We start from the raw sequence: 19,110 nt of genomic DNA on the forward strand, positions 1-19,110 counted from the left end.
TGGGAAAGAACTTAATCAAATTGGTATTATTAAGCTATTGTTATCTGGCTAGTAAAATACTCTTTTAAATAATTAAGTAGCAACCTTAATTTTTTAGAGTTGGCCGTACCTGGTGGAAAAACACCATAAACATTAATATCGTTAAAGGCATAATCATCAAGTACTGTTTCTAAAGTGCCTACCTTTATTTTTGGCCAAGCATCGTAAGTTGGGATACGGGCTAAGCCATGCCCAGCTTCAACAAAAGCGGTACGCGCTGCGGCATTATTGGTACTAATACTGCCATTGGTGGCAATACTATAGGAACGACTACCTTTTTTAAGATTTAAAACGCCTGACGTTAGTTTGTAAATAACCCATTGATGTCTCCCTAAATCAGCTGGTGTCGTTGGTCGACCATGCTGATTAAAATATTCAGGAGCGCCGCAAAGGCAGGTTGGTAAAGTAGCGAGCTTAGTCGCCTGCAAACCAGAATCAGCCAAAGGGGCACCTCTAATAGCTAAATCGATACCTTCTTTCATAATGTTAACCACTTCATCGGTAAGCATTACATCAAGTGCGATTTTAGGGTATATTTTTTTGAATTCGTTTAGTGCAGGTACCACTGTTTGCAGACCAATATTTACTGGGCATGTAATTTTAAGTAAGCCAACTGGCTCACTTTTAAAGTTTTCAATTTGTTGATTAGCAGCGCTAGCTTGCTCGGCAATAACACGGCAACGCTCATAATAAGCTTGTCCGGCTTCGGTAAGATTAATTGTTCGTGTTGAACGATTAAGTAACTTTACGTCGAGTTGTGCTTCAAGTTTTTTTAAGTGGTAACTTATCACCGCGCGAGAAAGCCCGATATGTTTTGCAGCAGCACTTAAGCTGCCTTGTTCAATAACTTGCGCGAAAACCACCATACTTTTTAGCTGCTCAAATGAAACATCCATCACAAAACTCCAAGTTTATAAGGCGACAATATATTGTATCAATAATTAATACAATGTTGTCAGTTTTCTCTGCATTGTTCATATTGTGTTGTGGGCATATACTGGTTTTATCAAAAGAGAACACGTTTTACTGATTATTATTTTATACACGATACCCATAAAGGATGAATGAACATGAATAAGAAAATATTGATGGTACTTACTTCACATGATCAACTAGGTAACACAGGTAAAAAAACTGGTTTTTGGGTTGAAGAGTTTGCCGCACCTTATTACGCTTTTATTGATGCGGGTGTTGAAGTGACATTAGCTTCGCCCTTAGGTGGCCAGGCACCTATTGATCCAACGAGTACTCTGGCTGACTTTCAAACCTCTGCAACAGAACGTTATGATAATGACGATAGCGCTCAAGCTAAAATTGCTACCACAGTAAAATTATCTGAAATTAAAGAAAGTGATTTTGATGGCGTATTTTATCCTGGTGGCCATGGACCATTATGGGACTTAACTGACAATGCTGAGTCAATCACGTTAATTGAAAGTTTTTTAAATGCAGATAAAGCCGTCGCGACCGTTTGTCATGCAAGTGCGGCATTATTGAATGTAAAGCAAGAACTAGGTGACTTTGCCATTAAAGGTAAAGTAATTACAGGTTTTACTAACAGTGAAGAAGAAGCCGTTCAGTTAACAGAGGTTGTACCTTTTTTACTGGAAGATGAATTAATTAAGCGCGGCGCAGAATACCAAAAAGCACAAGACTTCCATCCGTTTGCGATTCAAGATGGTTTGATTATTACAGGTCAAAATCCTGCAAGTTCAGCATTAGCCGCTGAAAAGTTATTAGCGCATATTGTTGAAACTATTTAACTTTGAAAGATGAAACGAGTGTAAACAAACTTTAGATAAACGCGTTATGCACAGACACTAAGCTACAACTGGACAGCGCGTTACTTATCAACAAATATAGGACTACCCATGTTAAATTTTAATTTTCAAAACCCAACAAAAATAAATTTTGGTGAAGGACAAATAGAAGTTATTGCCAAAGAGATACCGGCAGATGCCAAAGTACTTTTAGTTTATGGTGGTGGTTCAATCAAAAGTAATGGTGTTTATCAGCAAGTGATTGATGCGTTAGCAGAGCACACTTACTTTGAATTTTCAGGTATTGAGCCAAACCCAAAATACGATACATTAATGAAAGCGCAAGAAATTATTAAAGCTGAAAATATTGATTATATACTTGCTGTTGGTGGTGGCTCAGTGGTTGATGGTGCTAAATTTATCGCCGCAGCAGCACTGTTTGAAGGTAGTTCTGAAAATAGTGAACCATGGGATATTATTGCGAAGCAAGCTCCTATTACTAAAGCATTACCACTTGGGGCTATATTAACGCTACCAGCCACAGGCTCGGAAAGTAATGGCAACTCGGTAGTCACCCGCGATGGTAATAAACGTCCATTCTCTAGCCCATTTGTTCGTCCGTTATTTGCGGTATTAGACCCAACAGTAACTTTATCTTTATCTGATCGTCAAGTTAGTAACGGCGTAGTGGATGCGTTTGTGCATACTATAGAGCAGTATTTAACCTATAGCGTTAATGGCAAGGTGCAAGACCGCTTTAGTGAAGGGTTATTACAAATTTTAATTGAGGAAGGGCCAAAAGCGCTAGCGACTGAAACGAAAGATGATTTAGAAGTTAGAGCTAATATTATGTGGTCGGCAACCATGGCGTTAAATGGTTTAATTGGTGCAGGCGTACCACAAGATTGGTCAACACACATGATAGGTCATGAACTCACAGGTGCTCATGGTATTGATCATGCGCGTACCCTATCTATTGTATTGCCAGCCGTTATGAAAGTTAAACGTGAACAAAAGCGTGGCAAATTATTGCAATATGCAGAACGTGTTTGGAATATTACCGAAGGTGATGAAGATGTACGTATTGATAAAGCAATTAAGTTAACTGAAGATTTCTTTAAAACAATGCAAGTGCCAACACGTTTATCTGACGTTGATCTTGGCAGTGACGATATTGAGTTATTGATCACTAATTTAGAAAGTCAGGGAATGACGGCTTTGGGCGAGCATGGCGATATTACGTTAGAAGTAAGTCGTGAAATTTTAACTCAAGCTTTATAAAATCAAGTTACAAACATAGAGCTTTATAGGCTCAAGTCTGATAATCATTATTTACTAAGGAAAGAACATGACTCAAACAACTGACACAAATAGACAAATGCTTTTAGCTTCAAGACCTGTTGGTGCGCCAACGGCTGAAAACTTTAATTTAGTTAACAGTGAAAAGCCAATACCTAAAGCGGGTGAAGTATTAGTGCGTACTGTGTTTTTATCACTTGATCCTTACATGCGTGGCCGTATGAGTGATGCAGACTCGTATGCTGATCCTGTTGGTATTAATGAAGTGATGGTAGGTGGCAGTGTTTGTCGAGTAGAAGAGTCAAACTATGACGATTTGAAGCCAGGTGACTGGGTTGTGGCTTTTGGTGGTTGGCAAGATTACAGCGTTCATAAAGGTGATGAACTACTCAAGCTTGATAATAATATGGCTAACCCATCGTATGCGCTTGGCGTATTAGGCATGCCTGGTTTAACGGCCTATATGGGCTTGCTTGATATTGGTCAACCTAAAGCCGGTGAAACTGTGGTTGTTGCTGCAGCTGCAGGTGCAGTAGGTAGTTTAGTTGGCCAAATTGCGAAGCTAAAAGGTTGTAAAGTTGTCGGTATTGCTGGCGGCAAAACTAAGTGTCATTACGCGGTTGAAACCTTAGGTTTTGATCATTGTATCGATCACTACAGTGACGATTTAGCTGAGCAATTAGTGGCAGTTTGTGACTCAGGTATTGATGTGTATTTTGAAAATGTTGGCGGTAAAGTGTTTGACGCGGTTATGCCGTTACTTAACTCATGCGCACGTGTACCGTTATGCGGACTTATTTCACAGTACAACGCTACTGAATTACCGCCAGGCCCAGACCGATTATCGTTATTAATGGGTAAGTTATTGGTTAAACGAATTAGAATGCAAGGTTTTATCGTGTTCGACGATTATGGTCATCGTTATGCAGAATTTAGCCAGCAAATGGCTAAATGGGTAACGGCAGGCGAGATAAAATACAAAGAGCATATGATTGATGGGCTTGATAATGCGCCAAATGCTTTTATTGGCTTATTGAAAGGTGAAAACTTTGGTAAGTTAGTGGTGCGTGTTGGGCCAGATGAAATTAGTTAGGGCATTTAATAAGCACTGTAAATAAGAACTTAAAGATAATGGATTCCCGATAAAAAACTTCGGGAATGACGGCTGTTAGGTTTGAAGTATTTAACGCTGCTTCGTTATTTCTAGGTGTATAGACAATGGATTGCGGATAAAAGACTTCGGGAATGACGGCTGCTTAGTTTGATTCACTTAATGGTAATTTGTTATTTATAGTATTTTATGAATGGTAAAAAGAAACTCAAGATCGCAACAATGTTACGTCATTCCCGAGGTGCTTGTCGGGAATCCATTTTTAAAATACTTATTTCTAAGCGTTTTATAACTACTATAAGCTGATAATTAATAACACTCTTCGAAAAACCTTGCCAATCGTTTACTATAGCGATAATCAGGCAAGGTTTTTTTTGTCAAAATTACTATCAGTGAGTAACACGTGCAATTATTAGAGTTAGAATTTTTAGGTAAACCACTTCGTTTAGAAGGATCAATGGCAGGATGGCAACAACTTTTTTGGGGCGATCAATGTGTTTCTCAAATTGATGCTAATGTTAACAGCGAACAATTTAACCATCAATTTTTACTGCAAAGTGAACAAGGCGAATTACAGGTTGAGTTAAACGGTTCATTACTGTGGCAACCATTTGATCTGCAATTTAAACTGCTAGTTAATAACAAAGTTGTTAACGAAAATACCTTACATGAAAAAGATATAGAGCAACGTCAAACTCCTCACGACAAAGGTATAAAACAACCTTTTAAATTTAGCTTTATCGGTATGGCAGGGCTTGGATTAAAGTTATTAAAAAGTGCCAAAGTGATCAAGGTGTTATTTGCCGCAGGTAGTTTGGCTGCATACAGTTGGCTGTTTTCTCCTACTTTTGCCATTGCGTTAATTCTCTGTTTAGTTTTTCATGAGTATGGTCATATTAAAGCGATGAAATACTTTGGTTTAAAAACCAAAGGTATATATCTTATTCCCTTTGTTGGCGGTTTAGCGCTGAGCGACGATAAAATTAATACTCGTTGGCAAGATATTGTTATTTCTATCATGGGACCATTCTTTGGCTTGATATTATCACTGGCTTGCTTGCTGGCTTATTGGCTTACCGATATAGAAATGTTGGCGGGTTTAGCTGTTTTTAACGCGCTACTTAATTTATTTAATATGTTACCAGTATTACCTCTTGATGGCGGACATGTTCTTAAAAGTATCGCCTTTTCTATTCATTCTAAAGTGGGTTTAATTGTTTGTGTATTGGGTGCTGCTTTAGGGGTTTATATAAGTTATCAATTTGGTTTGGCCTTATTAGGCTTTTTACTTGCCATTGGTAGTATTGAAATATTCTTTGAATATAAACGCCGACATTTAAGTCAATTATTACCCCTTAATCGATATGCACAAATAGTCTCTATTATTTGGTATATCATTACCTTAGGTGGTTTAAGTGCGATTATTTGGTTTGTAGGGCAAACAGACAATGGCGCGTTATCATTACCACTTAAGATTTTAGGTAGTTAGTTTTTACTATTTGAGTTATTTAAGTCATTTTAATCAATGCCTTTAATTGGTATTGATACGAAGAGGAATGGGTATGGCTAAAACTTTATGTAAGTGGAAAAAGAAAGAAATAGAAAAAAACGTGCATGAATTGGCAAGTATTGTTGATAAGCCGAACTTTGCTTGTAAGGATTGTGCACGTGCTGCGCATAATAAAAACTATCTTTGTAAACCTATTAAGTTACCCCTTTCTCATTAACTTTTCATTAAGTAATCAGATTATCTTCGTCTAAAATAGAGCACTTAATTAATGTAATAGGTATAAAAAAATTATCAAGCTAAAATAGAGTTTGATATATTATTACTAATTATCGGTAAAGCCATGAACAGGATTGACGCTATTAGCAACCTCACAATCTTTTAGTAATTGATAGTTATTTAGGTGCTCTAATGCTTGTTGCGGGTTGTTGGCAAAAATACCATCAACACCAATTTTGGCGAGAATAGCAATATCGACAAATTCATCAACAGTGTAAACAAACACTTTTAAACCTCGTTGATGTGCGTCTTGTACAAAGCGTTGGTTAACAGAATTTACGCTAATATGAACGGAATAAGCATTAAGTAATGTCGCAAACTTGGCATATTCTAATGGTAATGAAGCGGTGAGGGCACCAATAGCAAACTCAGGACGCTGCTGTGATATTTGATAGAGCTGATGATGGTTAAATGACGATAATAATAATTGCTTACTGTTAATACCGTATTGAGTTATTGCTTGGTCGATACAGTTTATTAATAACTGAATATTATTAATGCCTTTGAGTTCAATATTTAATAAAAAATTTGTAGGTAAAATAGCCAATACTTCATCGAGAGTTGGAATTTTTTCTCCTTTGCCTGCATCGAGTTGGCGTAATTTTTCAAAACTATATTGACTTATTAACCCCGAACCCGATGTAGTTCGCTGTAACCAACGATCATGTATTACCACTAACTGGCCATCTACTTCAAAAATATCAATTTCAATGCCATCGACATTAATATCAATAGCTGATTGAATTGCTAATAATGTGTTTTCTGGCTCGGTGGCACTGGTGCCACGATGTGCAAATATGATCATAATAATATCGCATTAGAGCTAAGCTAAGCTAAGTAGTAAGTTCAGTATAATCCTAAACTCGTTATTTTAGTGAGCCCATTTTGATAAAACTTCTCCTGCAAATTAATTAATCATTCTTTGGTGAAAATGGTATAATCGCGTACATATAATAGTAGTGATACTAAATTGTTCTATAAAAAATGAGTAAAATTAAATTGACCACTTCAACTTTTCCAAAACGTTTAAATAAATTCATTAGTGATTCTGGCTTTTGTTCGCGCCGCAGCGCCGATAAATTAATTGAAGATGGCCGTGTAACCATTAATGATGCGATACCTGAATTAGGTACTAAAGTGTTAGAGGGCGATGTAGTTAAAGTTGACGGTTTTGATGTTGCGCCTATTAAAGCTGACAAATCAGATCGTGTTTATATTGCTTATAACAAACCTATCGGTATTACTTGTACTACTGAGTCACATGTACGCGGCAATATTGTTGATGCCATAGGCCATAAAAAGCGAATATTCCCTATTGGTCGTTTAGACAAGGACTCTGAAGGGTTAATATTATTAACCAGTGACGGCGATATTGTTAATAAGATTTTACGCGCTGAAAACGGACATGACAAAGAATATATTGTCACGGTCGATAAACCTATTAGTGAACGATTTGTTGATAGAATGGCACGTGGCGTACCTATTATTGGTACTATTACTAATCCGTGCATTGTTAAACCGGTGAGTCGTTTTGTGTTTACTATTATTCTTAATCAAGGCCTTAATCGTCAAATCCGTCGTATGTGTGAATACCTTGATTATGAAGTTGTAAAACTTAAACGCTCACGCATCATGAAAATTGAACTAGATGACTTAGCCCCAGGTCAATGGCGAGATTTAACGACAAGCGAAATGGCAGAAATTAACGAAGCAGTGAAGAGTTCAAGTAAAACAGCGGTAAATACCGCCAAACCTAAAAACGTAAGAAACGTCAATGCTGGTACTAATCAGGCAAGCGTGAAATTAAAAAAAGCGTCGAAAGAACATAAGCCAAGAACTTATCAATACACGCCACCAGCAAAAGATGATGAAAAGAAGGACAGTGAAGACCAGAAGTCTAATAAAAATGATAATTGGCCATTCAATAGTATAAAATCTAAACCTACGAAGTAATAGAGTTAAGCTTGAAAAGAATAAAAGACAGCTCAAGAATCCAAAAAGCCAGTTATAAGTAGCTGGCTTTTTGGCTTTAGTGCCTTACTGAACGGTCACTTTACTTATATTTTTATTTTATCTTTAACAGTGGCTTTAAAAACCTCGCTGTATGCGATGTTGGGTGTTTAGCTACTTGCTCTGGTGTACCTGTTACCAGTATTTCACCACCACCAGAGCCACCCTCAGGACCTAAATCAACAATCCAATCTGCGGTTTTTACCACATCTAAGTTATGCTCAATCACCACAACGGTATTACCTTTATCACGTAAGCGATGGATAACCTGTAGTAATTGTTTAATATCATGGAAATGCAAACCTGTAGTTGGCTCATCTAAAATATACAAAGTCTTACCTGTATCACGCTTTGATAATTCTTTCGCGAGCTTAATGCGCTGTGCTTCACCACCAGAGAGAGTAATGGCTGATTGACCTAACTTGATATAACTTAAACCAACATCTACTAAAGTTTCTAACTTACGTTTTATCGCTGGAATAGGTTTGAAAAATTCAAAAGCGTCTTCAATGGTCATATCCAATACTTCATGGATATTCTTGCCCTTGTATAGCACCTCTAATGTTTCACGGTTGTAGCGCTTACTTTTACACACATCACAAGGTACATAAACGTCAGGTAAAAAGTGCATTTCTACCTTGATCATGCCGTCACCCTGACAAGCTTCACAGCGACCGCCTTTCACATTAAAGCTAAAACGACCTGACTTATAACCACGAGAGCGAGACTCTTGCGTTGCCGCAAAAATATCACGAATAGCGGTAAAAATACCTGTGTACGTAGCCGGGTTTGAGCGCGGCGTTCGACCAATTGGGCTTTGATCAATCTCGATAACTTTATCTAGTAGCTCTAAACCTTTAATTGATTTATACGGCGCTGGCTCTTGCGTGGTGGCGCCATTTAATTCTGTGTGAGCTAACTTATATAAAGTATCGTTAATTAAGGTCGATTTTCCAGAGCCGGAAACGCCAGTAATACAAGTCATTAAACCGTTCGGAATGACTAGGTCGACATTTTTTAAATTGTTACCCGTTGCGCCGGTTAGCTTAATAACATTTTTTTTATCGAAGGTATTTCGCTTTTTAGGTATTTCTATCTTTTCTACACCAGAAAGATACTTGCCAGTAAGTGAGTCTTTACACGCTAAAATATCGTCAACAGTGCCTTGAGCGATAATTTCACCACCATGTACACCGGCACCTGGGCCAATATCAATAACAAAATCAGCAGCGCGAATGGCATCTTCATCATGTTCAACGACAATAACGGTATTACCTAAATCACGAAGGTGAATTAAGGTTTTAAGTAAGCGTTCGTTGTCACGCTGATGTAAACCAATAGATGGCTCATCAAGTACATACATTACACCAACTAAACCTGCGCCAATTTGACTAGCAAGGCGAATACGTTGTGCCTCACCACCTGACAAGGTATTAGCGCCCCGAGATAAATTAAGGTAGTTAAGACCTACATTGACTAAAAAACCTAAACGCTCGTTAACTTCTTTTAGAATTTTCTCGGCAACTTGTGCACGTTGACCAGTAAGCGTTAATCCTTTAAAAAAGTTTAAGGCTTCACTAATTGAAAAATCAGCAACTACGTTTAATGGGGTATTTTCAATAAATACATTACGGGCTTCAAGGCGTAAACGACTGCCATTACAATCAGGACAGGGCTGTGAATTAAGGTATTTTCCGAGTTCATCGCGCACTGAGTTTGACTCTGTTTCTTTATAACGGCGCTGCATATTATTGATGATACCTTCAAACGGATGCTTACGCACCACCACATCACCACGGTCATTCATGTATTTAAATTCAATTTCTTGCTCGCCACTACCATAAAGTACGGCTTTTTGTGCTTTCGCTGATAAGTCGTTAAACGGTTTATCAACATCAAATTTATAAAAGTCAGCGAGTGCTTGTAGCATTTGAAAGTAATAAAAATTACGTTTGTCCCAACCACGTACCGCACCACTAGCAAGGCTTAACTCACCATTAGCTATTACCCGTGCGCTATCAAAATATTGTTCTACGCCTAAGCCATCACAAGTTTGACAAGCACCTGCGGGGTTATTAAAAGAAAATAAACGAGGTTCTAACTCTTGCATACTGTAACCACAATGTGGACAGGCAAAGTTAGCCGAGAAAATTAACTCTTCTCGGTCTGGCTCGTCCATAAAGGCTACTTTTGCAGTGCCACTACTTAAGCCTAAGGTTGTTTCAAAAGATTCTGATAAGCGTAATTGAAGATCATCACGTACTTTAATACGGTCTACTACCACTTCAATAGTATGTTTTTTTTGTAGCTCTAATGTTGGTGGATCAGACAAGTCACAAACTTCACCATCAATACGAGCGCGGATAAAACCTTGTGCGGCTAAGTTATCTAATAACTTAATATGTTCGCCTTTACGGTCTTGCACAATGGGTGCAAGTAACATCACTTTAGTGCCTTCTTCAAGGGCTAATACTTTATCAACCATTTGCGAAATAGTTTGTGCTGCAAGTGCTTGACCATGTTCAGGACAACGCGGCTCACCTACTCGGGCGTATAATAAACGTAAGTAATCGTATATTTCGGTAATAGTGCCAACGGTTGAACGCGGGTTGTGCGATGTTGACTTTTGCTCGATAGAAATCGCCGGTGATAAGCCTTCAATGTGATCTACATCGGGTTTTTCCATTAGAGATAAAAACTGACGTGCATAAGCTGACAGTGATTCAACATAACGGCGTTGGCCTTCAGCATAAAGGGTATCAAAGGCGAGTGATGATTTTCCAGAGCCAGAAAGACCAGTAATAACAACCAGCTTATCTCGAGGAATTGTTAAACTTATGTCTTTGAGGTTGTGCGTACGAGCGCCTCTAACTTCAATACTTTGCATGGGTTTTTAACTCAAATAGCGATAAAATAGAACCGACTATTATGGCATAGAAATATGCCATTAAAAATACTGTATAAAAGCAAATCTGGTGCATAATGCGTTGTTACTCTTGCCCTATTTCATGTTTGGATTTTGTTGTTTCACGTTGCATGGTAAACTATGTAGAATTTTCCCTCGTTGTTCGTTTTATTCGTTCATTTTAGTTGTTTATTTAAGTAAGGTTTTAGCAAGGTTATGAGTGTTTCAGGTTTAAACCGTATTGAGAAAAAAGCCGCTTTCTCCCTCGCCAGTGTATTTGGCATTCGTATGCTCGGCTTATTCATGATCCTTCCTGTGTTCGCAATTTATGGCGAGCAACTTAACGGTTATAGCCCTATGTGGTTAGGTTTAGCGATTGGAGCTTATGGTTTAACCCAAGCTTTACTGCAAATTCCAATGGGTATTCTTTCCGACAAATTCGGGCGTAAACCAGTTATTTTAGCTGGCTTGGTGGTGTTTCTACTTGGTAGTGTTATTGCCGCAATGTCAGAGTCTATATATGGTGTTGTGATTGGGCGAGCTATTCAAGGTATGGGCGCAATTGCTAGTGCCATACTTGCATTGGCCGCTGATTTAAGTCGTGAAGAGCAACGCCCTAAAGTAATGGCAACTATAGGGATGTTTATTGGTTTGTCTTTTACTTTTGCGATGATTTTAGGGCCAATAGTCGCAGATAACTTTGGTTTAAGTGGTTTGTTTTGGTTTACAGGGATATTAACCATTGTTGCCATGTTTTTGATCCAATTTATGGTGCCTAATTCAGTCAATAAAGCGCCACGTGGCGATAGTGTTGCACTACCCGCACAAATCAGTCGTTTAATTCGTGACCCGCAATTATCTCGATTAAATTGGGGTATATTCATTTTACACATGGCGCTTACCGCCTGTTTTGTTACCTTGCCTAAACAGTTTGTGGCTAGCGGTTTAGCACTTGATCATCATTGGCAATTATATTTACCTACGTTACTTGGTTCTTTCTTTTTGATGGTGCCATTTATGATTTATGCGATGAAAAAGCAAAAAGAAAAACCTATGTTTAGCGCGGCTATTGCCTTGTTAGCCATTGCATTATTCTTGCTGTGGGTATTGCCGATTGGTTTGTGGAGTCTAGTGCTATCAGTGGTGTTATTCTTTACTGCCTTTAACTATTTAGAAGCAACCATGCCCTCTATTTTATCACGTATTGCACCTGCTGGCGTAAAAGGCAGTGCAATGGGCGTTTATTCAAGTAGTCAGTTTTTAGGGGCTTTTGTTGGCGGTATGCTTGGCGGTTATATTGCCAGTGAGTTTGGTGAAAATACCATCTTTTTAGTGATGGCGATAATCACCGTAGTTTGGCTGTTAGTAAGCTTTGGTATGAAACCATTACAAAAATCTAAAAACTTCAGCTTTGCTACTAATGTTGAAAGTGAAGCGCAAGCTGACATAATTGCCGAGCAGTTGATTAATATGCCAGGTGTTATTGAGGCAACCATAGTACACACTGAAGCGGTTGCCTATTTAAAAGTGGATGAAAAAATAGTTGATCTTATGGCTATTAAAGCCTTATTAAAGGCGTAAAGCTGAATTTTTAAATAGTTAATGTTCAATCATCAAAGAAATAACATAGCTAAAGTGACAAGGCTTGTTACATTAAGTCCTTTTAAAGTTAAGCGGCGAAGTTGTTGAAATAGTACTAGGCTGTTAGATTAAATACAGAGTTAAATTAAACCTTGTATTTTTAACTTTTCCTTATCTTATCATTAACTAAGCGAGTAACTATTATGTCTGATCATCACTGTTATAAAAAAATTGAAATTGTCGGCTCATCAAAAACAAGCATCGAAAATGCCATTGAGAACGCACTAGCAGAATGTAGTAAAACCGTAAAAAATATGGATTGGTTTGAGGTCGTTGATACCCGAGGTCACATTGTCAACGGTGCTGTGGGGCATTATCAAGTCACTTTGAAAATAGGTTTTAAAATAGAAGGTAGTTAGGCTCCCTTTCTTTAACCGTAGTAGCTCATATCTCGTATGACACTTTTCAATTTTGGATTTGACCTAATCGTACTATTGATTAGGTCTGTAAAGATACGATAGAGGACGTTTCACTAATTCAGTGCTATGACTCGTCTGTGCGCGTTGTAAATTTAGCTTTGCAATTACGTTGTCACCGAGTAAACTTTATTTAAGATAAAAACTAAATATATTTAAAAAATAATACAAATGTTAAGACAAAACGCTGCAAAAATTCATTTATACGTTGCTACATTTTTAGCGCCGATTATTTTAATGATCAGTATTTCTGGTGGATTATATCTATTTGGCTTTAAAGGCACTACTGAAAATACAGTGATAGAAAGTGATTCAAATTATGTTTTCAATATTAGTGGTTCAAATAGCGAACAAGCAGTTCGAGATTTATTAAATCACCATGACTTAGAGTCATCGTTTGAATATGTTAAACAAGGTGGTAATAGTCTTTTTACTCGACCTACATCAGAAGATTCATTTGTTATTACAAGGAAAGATGACAGTTATTCATTAACAAAGGTTGAACCTGATCTTATAAAGACATTGGTGGAGCTACATAAAGGCCATGGCCCATTAGCATTTAAAACGTTGCAAAAATTAACTGCTATAGGATTAGTTTTAATTTTACTGACGGGAATGATCTTAGCTTTATCTAACAAACGTAACCGAAAAACATCGCTAATTACAATGGGGGCAGGATTTGCACTTTTCTTGGCTCTTGCTTTTTAGAATAGTTATTAGCGAATTAGTTAGAAAACCGGAAATTTCTTCTATGGACTTAGACCCATCTTACAGACGAAAAGAACATTTTAGCTTTGTGTTAGTTTAGCGCAATAATATAATCCTCAACTTTATTAGCACCAATCATAACTTCAATGTCATCATCCAGTTGTTTGCCAATTAACGCCATACCCATTGGTGATTGTGGGGTTATTACAGTTATGTTTTGGTTATTTAGTTGACAGCGAAATCCACCTGCAGCAGGCGCAATAAAAAACCAATGGTTGGTGCTACTGTCATGGGATAATTGTACTAATGCGCTTAAAGCTACTTGATTTTCATTAGTAAAGTAGCTTAGTTGTAACCCCTCAAAATCCTCAATTGCTTGCTGAAATTCAGCAACTCTTCTTGATTGCCCTTCAGCAAGATAACTTGCCTCTATCGCTAACGTATCATATTGCGTTTCAGCAACACTTTGATCATCTACTGCCGCGGCGTGTGCTTCATTTGCAGCATCAACGGCTTGTTGTCGCTCTTTTGCCAGTGACGCTATTATCACTTGTACTAATTCTATTTTATTGATCATAATATTCTTTGTCTGTATTTCCAAAATGTAGAAGTTCAAGCTAAGCTATTAATATTATTTATTTTTCGTTATACGACTTTAGCATGACAGAGCATGTTAATTAAATACCAGTTTAATAGGCTTTAAGCCTGAATCAAAGCTGAAACTTAAACATACGTTTTTTAAAGGCGACATAATGATAACAGCCTATCCTAATTTATTAGCGCCGTTAGACATTGGCTTTACCCAACTGGCTAATCGAGTGATTATGGGCTCTATGCATACAGGGCTTGAAGAAGAGCGTGGCGGTTTTACAAAACTTGCCGCCTTTTATCAAGCGCGTGCCAAAGGTGGTGTAGGATTAATTGTTACCGGTGGTGTTAGTCCTAACTTACGCGGTAGAATAGCGCCTTTTGGAAGTGAGCTTAGCCACTTTTGGCAAGTGAATAAACATAAAAAAGTCACTAAGGCGGTTCATCAATACCCCACCAAAATTTGCCTACAGTTATTACATACAGGTCGATATGCTTATCACCCTTTTGCCGTTGCCCCCAGTAAAATAAAATCGCCTATTTCGCCATTCACGCCATCTGCAATGTCGGTTAGACAAATTAAATCGACCATTAAAGATTATGCTTATTCTGCAAGGTTAGCCGCTAAAGCGGGTTATGACGGCGTTGAAATAATGGGTTCAGAAGGTTATTTAATTAACCAATTCGCCTGTATTAGAACCAATAAACGAGCTGACGAGTGGGGCGGCAGTATTGAAAATAGAATGCGCCTTGCTATCGATACCATTAAAGCGGTACGAGCTAAAGTTGGTGAGCAGTTTATTATTATCTTTCGTTTATCTATGCTCGATTTAGTTGAAGGAGGTAACAGCTGGCAAGAAGTGGTAACTATGGCAAAAGCAGTTGAAAAAGCAGGGGCAACATTGATTAATACCGGTATTGGTTGGCATGAAGCGCGCGTACCTACCATTGTTACTTCAGTGCCTCGAGCTGCATTTTCTTGGGTGACTGAGCGAATGAAACAAGAAGTTTCAATTCCGTTAATCACCACAAACCGCATAAATACCCCCGACGTTGCTGAGAATATATTAGCAACAGGGCAGGCTGATATGGTGTCTATGGCTCGCCCTTTTCTTGCTGATCCTGACTTTATTAACAAAGCCGCCCAGAATAAAGCGGATGAAATTAATACCTGTATTGGTTGTAACCAAGCTTGTTTAGATCATGTTTTTGCCCAAAAGCGAGCCTCTTGTTTAGTGAATCCGATGGCTTGTTATGAAACAGAATTGGTGCTTGAAAAAGCAGAACATCCTAAGAAAATTGCAGTAGTTGGTGCGGGACCTGCAGGTTTAGCATTTAGTGTTTATGCTGCGCAGCGCGGGCATCGTGTAGAGTTGTTTGATAAAGGCAATGAAATTGGTGGTCAGTTTAATGTAGCGAAACAAATTCCCGGTAAAGAGGAGTTTTTTGAAACCTTACGTTATTTTGATAAACAACTCGATTTACATAATATAAAACGCCATCTTAACAGTGAATTAGTTATTGAAAGCTGTGCCGAAAAACTAAAGTCAGCAGGTTTTGATGAGGTGATCTTAGCAACTGGGATTAAACCAAGAAAGTTGGCTATTGAAGGTTTAGCAGAGGGCTTAGCTAATAATAAAGTACTGAGTTACCTGCAAGTATTACGCGATAAGGTTGAAGTAGGAAAACGTGTTGCTATTATTGGCGCTGGCGGTATTGGTTTTGATGTGGCGGCCTATTTATCGGAAAAATCGTTAACCAATAATCTTGATGCATGGTTAAAAAATTGGGGGGTAGATAAAAGCTACCAACAAGGTGGCGCATTATTAAATAAGGGGGAAATAGGCAAAAATATGCCAGTTAGAAACATCACCTTATTACAGCGTAAATCAAGTAAAGTAGGCAAAGGCTTAGGTAAAACTTCAGGTTGGGTACACCGAGCTAATTTAGCTAAACACGCTGTAACTATGGTTGCAGGTGCAAGTTATAAAAGAATTACCGATAAAGGATTATTGATTGAAGTTGACGGAAAAGAGCAATTACTTAAAGTCGATCATATCATCATTTGTGCTGGGCAAGAGTCTAATCGAGATTTACAGCAAGAGTTTGTTGATGCTGGTTTACCAGTAAAGCTTATCGGTGGAGCAAATATCGCAGCCGAACTGGATGCTAAACGAGCAATAAGGCAAGCAATTGAACTAGCGATTAAAATTTAAAGCTGTTTATATTTTGTTTAAGCCAAAGTAACTGTTGCACAATTTACAAGCGGATTAACAGTAAACAGTCGTAATTTGGGGGGATTAGCGCTGATGTTAGTCGAAAAAACCTATATTTATGCTGTTAACTCTTGATATACTGCCCCGAATTGATTTTTTTTTAGATAGAGTACAGTGCAAGATATAATTATTGATGGTAGTGATGTTGAGTTTTTTACTACGCCAAAAGCATACAAGCAACAGTTATTACTCTTAATTAAAGAGGCGCGTCAGCGTATCTTTATTACTGCTTTATACCTACAAGATGATGACGCCGGCAGAGAAATCCTCCACGCGTTATATCAAGCCAAAGCTAACTTTCCTGAGTTAGAAATTAACATTTTTGTTGATGCTAACCGCGCCCAACGAGGGTTAATTGGTGAGAAAAAAAGCCAAGGTAATAGAACTTTATATTTACAGCTTGCCAACGATTACCCACAAACAATTAATATTTATGGTGCTGCTGTAAAACGTAAAGAAGTATTTGGTGTTTTACATTTAAAAGGCATGGTTTTTGATGACAAGCTTTTTTACACCGGTGCTAGTATCAATGATATTTATTTACACCAAAATGAACGTTATCGATTAGATCGCTACTGTACTATTAGATCTCAAACCTTAGCTAATAGCTTTTGCAACTACTTGATTGAAACTTTTGTACACTCTGATCTGGCGCCATTACTTAATCAAGAATGGCGACCAGATCTTGCACAAAAAAAGAAAAATATCGCAGGATTAAAAGTGCTGTTAAAAACCTCACACTATGTGGTTGAGTCGCAAAACGCTTTAGCAGATATTGAAACAGCCGATACGGCTAATAAAATATCTATTACACCCTTAGTTGGCTTTGGTCGACGTAAAAATGAATTAAATCAAGCAACCCGCAAGTTAATTCAAAAAGCTGAAAATAATATTGTGTTGTTTACACCATATTTTAATCTGCCGCACTCCTTAGCTAGAGATATTATTAAAGCATTAAAGCGCGGCGTTAAAATAACTGCTGTGGTGGGCGATAAAACCGCAAATGACTTTTTTATTGCCAATAATGAAGATTTTAGCACTATTGGTATTGTTCCTTATGTATATGAAATGTTGCTTAAACGTTTTGTTAAGCGTTACCAAAGTTTTATAGATAAAGGCTTATTAAATATTCATTTATGGAAAGATGGCGATAACAGTTTTCATCTAAAGGGCTTACGTGTTGATGACCGTTTTCACTTAATCACAGGCAGTAATTTAAACCCTAGGGCTTGGGCTCTTGATCTAGAAAATGGCTTAGTACTTGATGACAAGAGCCAGTCGTTATTACAAGATACCAATAATGAACTAGACGGGATTCTAGCTAATACTACTAAAGTTATTAACCATGCTGATATAGATTCTGTAACTGATTATCCAGAAAAACCGCAAAAGTTATTGAAAAAAATTCGTGCGGCTCAAATAGACAGAGTACTTAAGCGTTTGTTATAACGCTTAAGTTATTAAAAGGAAGTTTGATTTTTCAATCTTAATAGCGAATAACATTATGTTAATCCGATGAAAATTTAAACCATAACTTATTAGTAAAGACGCACACCAATCCATTAAAAAAATAAATGTGCTTTTTAATGAAAAAGCACTCGAATTTCATCGCCGCTCACTATAGAATTACCCTCTTAAATCAAATTCTCAAACACAGTTTTATTTCTATTTTGATAGGTATTATCTATTTATCTAAATAAAAAAATTATGTGTATTAACAGCGCAAGTAATAGGATATTTTCATGGCGGGTGTAAATAAAGTAATTTTAGTTGGTAACTTAGGTAAAGATCCTGAGGTACGTTTTATGCCAAATGGTGGCGCAGTAGCAAACATTACTGTTGCAACGTCAGATTCATGGAAAGATAAACAAACTGGTGAGCAAAAAGAAAAAACTGAATGGCATCGTGTCGTTATGTTTGGCAAGCTTGCTGAAATTGCTGGTGAATACTTAAGAAAAGGTTCAAAAGTATATCTTGAAGGTGCTTTACAAACGCGTAAATGGACCAACCAACAAGGTCAAGACCAATATACTACAGAGATTGTATTACAAGGTTTTAATGGCGTAATGCAAATGCTTGATGGTAGACCTTCAGCGGGCGGCGGTGATTATTCGCAACAGCAAGCGCCACAACAAGGTGGTTACGGTCAACCGCAACAACCACAACAACAAGCAGGCTTTGCACAACGCCAGCCAGCACCACAGCAGTCGGCACCGCAGCAGCATGCAGCACAACCACAAGGTGGTGGCTATGCTCCGCGTCAGCCAGCAGCGCAACCTTCTGGCGGTTTTGCACAAAGGCCACCTGCAGCACAACCTGAAAGTGGTTATGCTAACCAAAGACAACAACCAGCGCCTAAGGTAAACCCGCAAGAGCCGTCAATTGATTTTGATGACGATATACCATTTTAATTTTTAACAAAAAGTAAAATGTATAGTTGGAAATAGTTATTATAAAAAAGGAGCCTCGGCTCCTTTTTTATTGATTAATCTTTAGAATTATTGGTTGTAGCAGACTAATACCAAGTCCGTTAAATTACTGATCACCGATACTGGTTAAAATACTTAAATC

The 19,110-nt window shown here is 37.8% G+C and carries 16 protein-coding genes; 12 read left to right on the plus strand and 4 right to left on the minus strand.

The genetic code is table 11. The annotated features are described in order from the left end of the window. Positions 1-29: 29 nt before the first annotated feature. A complete protein-coding gene (locus KO502_RS08335; protein WP_216022121.1) occupies positions 30-935 on the minus strand; it encodes a LysR family transcriptional regulator in 906 nt (301 codons plus the stop codon). A gap of 174 nt (positions 936-1,109) precedes the next feature. On the opposite strand from KO502_RS08335, the gene KO502_RS08340 reads away from it, so the two are divergent. The 5 genes from KO502_RS08340 to KO502_RS08360 all read left to right on the plus strand — a co-directional run bounded on the left by KO502_RS08340 (position 1,110) and on the right by KO502_RS08360 (position 5,936). Further along, the gene (locus tag KO502_RS08340) at positions 1,110-1,802 is read left to right on the plus strand and encodes a type 1 glutamine amidotransferase domain-containing protein (RefSeq protein WP_216022122.1); all 693 of its coding nucleotides are present in this window, start codon (positions 1,110-1,112) and stop codon (positions 1,800-1,802) included. A gap of 108 nt (positions 1,803-1,910) precedes the next feature. Beyond that, entirely contained in the window at positions 1,911-3,080 is a 1,170-nt protein-coding gene (locus tag KO502_RS08345; RefSeq protein ID WP_216022123.1) for an iron-containing alcohol dehydrogenase, read from the plus strand. 67 nt (positions 3,081-3,147) lie between these two features. After that, positions 3,148-4,191, plus strand: coding sequence for an NADP-dependent oxidoreductase (locus KO502_RS08350; RefSeq protein WP_216022124.1), 1,044 nt, complete (start codon positions 3,148-3,150; stop codon positions 4,189-4,191). Positions 4,192-4,612: 421 nt separating this feature from the next. Beyond that, positions 4,613-5,698, plus strand: coding sequence for a site-2 protease family protein (locus KO502_RS08355; protein ID WP_216022125.1), 1,086 nt, complete (start codon positions 4,613-4,615; stop codon positions 5,696-5,698). A 73-nt stretch (positions 5,699-5,771) separates the two neighbouring features. Continuing rightward, on the plus strand, positions 5,772-5,936 hold the full coding sequence (locus KO502_RS08360; protein ID WP_216022126.1) for a hypothetical protein: 165 nt from the start codon (positions 5,772-5,774) through the stop codon (positions 5,934-5,936). A 105-nt stretch (positions 5,937-6,041) separates the two neighbouring features. Here the strand turns inward: KO502_RS08360 and KO502_RS08365 are convergent, their stop codons facing one another. Further along, positions 6,042-6,800 (minus strand): glycerophosphodiester phosphodiesterase family protein, encoded by a 759-nt coding sequence (locus tag KO502_RS08365; protein WP_216022127.1) that lies wholly within the window; start codon positions 6,798-6,800, stop codon positions 6,042-6,044. A gap of 179 nt (positions 6,801-6,979) precedes the next feature. Between KO502_RS08365 and rluF the strand changes: the two genes are divergently transcribed. Beyond that, the gene (gene rluF, locus KO502_RS08370; RefSeq protein WP_216022128.1) at positions 6,980-7,948 is read left to right on the plus strand and encodes a 23S rRNA pseudouridine(2604) synthase RluF; all 969 of its coding nucleotides are present in this window, start codon (positions 6,980-6,982) and stop codon (positions 7,946-7,948) included. Positions 7,949-8,060: 112 nt separating this feature from the next. On the opposite strand, the gene uvrA is transcribed toward rluF, so the two are convergent. Beyond that, complete coding sequence (gene uvrA / locus KO502_RS08375) at positions 8,061-10,892, minus strand: excinuclease ABC subunit UvrA (RefSeq protein ID WP_216022129.1); 2,832 nt, start codon at positions 10,890-10,892, stop codon at positions 8,061-8,063. A gap of 234 nt (positions 10,893-11,126) precedes the next feature. On the opposite strand from uvrA, the gene KO502_RS08380 reads away from it, so the two are divergent. From KO502_RS08380 to KO502_RS08390, 3 genes are all read left to right on the plus strand, one after another. After that, positions 11,127-12,491: an MFS transporter gene (locus KO502_RS08380; protein WP_216022130.1), complete on the plus strand. Its 1,365-nt coding sequence runs from the start codon at positions 11,127-11,129 to the stop codon at positions 12,489-12,491. Positions 12,492-12,694: 203 nt separating this feature from the next. Beyond that, entirely contained in the window at positions 12,695-12,910 is a 216-nt protein-coding gene (locus tag KO502_RS08385; RefSeq protein ID WP_216022131.1) for a dodecin, read from the plus strand. A gap of 228 nt (positions 12,911-13,138) precedes the next feature. Beyond that, the gene (locus tag KO502_RS08390; RefSeq protein ID WP_216022132.1) at positions 13,139-13,675 is read left to right on the plus strand and encodes a PepSY-associated TM helix domain-containing protein; all 537 of its coding nucleotides are present in this window, start codon (positions 13,139-13,141) and stop codon (positions 13,673-13,675) included. Positions 13,676-13,766: 91 nt separating this feature from the next. Here the strand turns inward: KO502_RS08390 and KO502_RS08395 are convergent, their stop codons facing one another. Next, a complete protein-coding gene (locus KO502_RS08395) occupies positions 13,767-14,252 on the minus strand; it encodes a GreA/GreB family elongation factor (RefSeq protein WP_216022133.1) in 486 nt (161 codons plus the stop codon). A 175-nt stretch (positions 14,253-14,427) separates the two neighbouring features. Between KO502_RS08395 and KO502_RS08400 the strand changes: the two genes are divergently transcribed. The 3 genes from KO502_RS08400 to ssb all read left to right on the plus strand — a co-directional run bounded on the left by KO502_RS08400 (position 14,428) and on the right by ssb (position 18,950). Continuing rightward, positions 14,428-16,479, plus strand: a complete 2,052-nt coding sequence (locus KO502_RS08400) for an NADPH-dependent 2,4-dienoyl-CoA reductase (RefSeq protein ID WP_216022134.1) — start codon at positions 14,428-14,430, stop codon at positions 16,477-16,479. A 174-nt stretch (positions 16,480-16,653) separates the two neighbouring features. After that, positions 16,654-17,988, plus strand: a complete 1,335-nt coding sequence (gene pssA / locus KO502_RS08405) for a CDP-diacylglycerol--serine O-phosphatidyltransferase (protein WP_216022135.1) — start codon at positions 16,654-16,656, stop codon at positions 17,986-17,988. A 287-nt stretch (positions 17,989-18,275) separates the two neighbouring features. After that, positions 18,276-18,950, plus strand: a complete 675-nt coding sequence (gene ssb, locus KO502_RS08410) for a single-stranded DNA-binding protein (protein WP_216022184.1) — start codon at positions 18,276-18,278, stop codon at positions 18,948-18,950. The last annotated feature ends 160 nt before the right edge of the window (positions 18,951-19,110 follow it).

This window comes from Colwellia sp. E2M01, assembly GCF_018860585.1.
Classification (GTDB): Bacteria; Pseudomonadota; Gammaproteobacteria; order Enterobacterales; family Alteromonadaceae; genus Colwellia.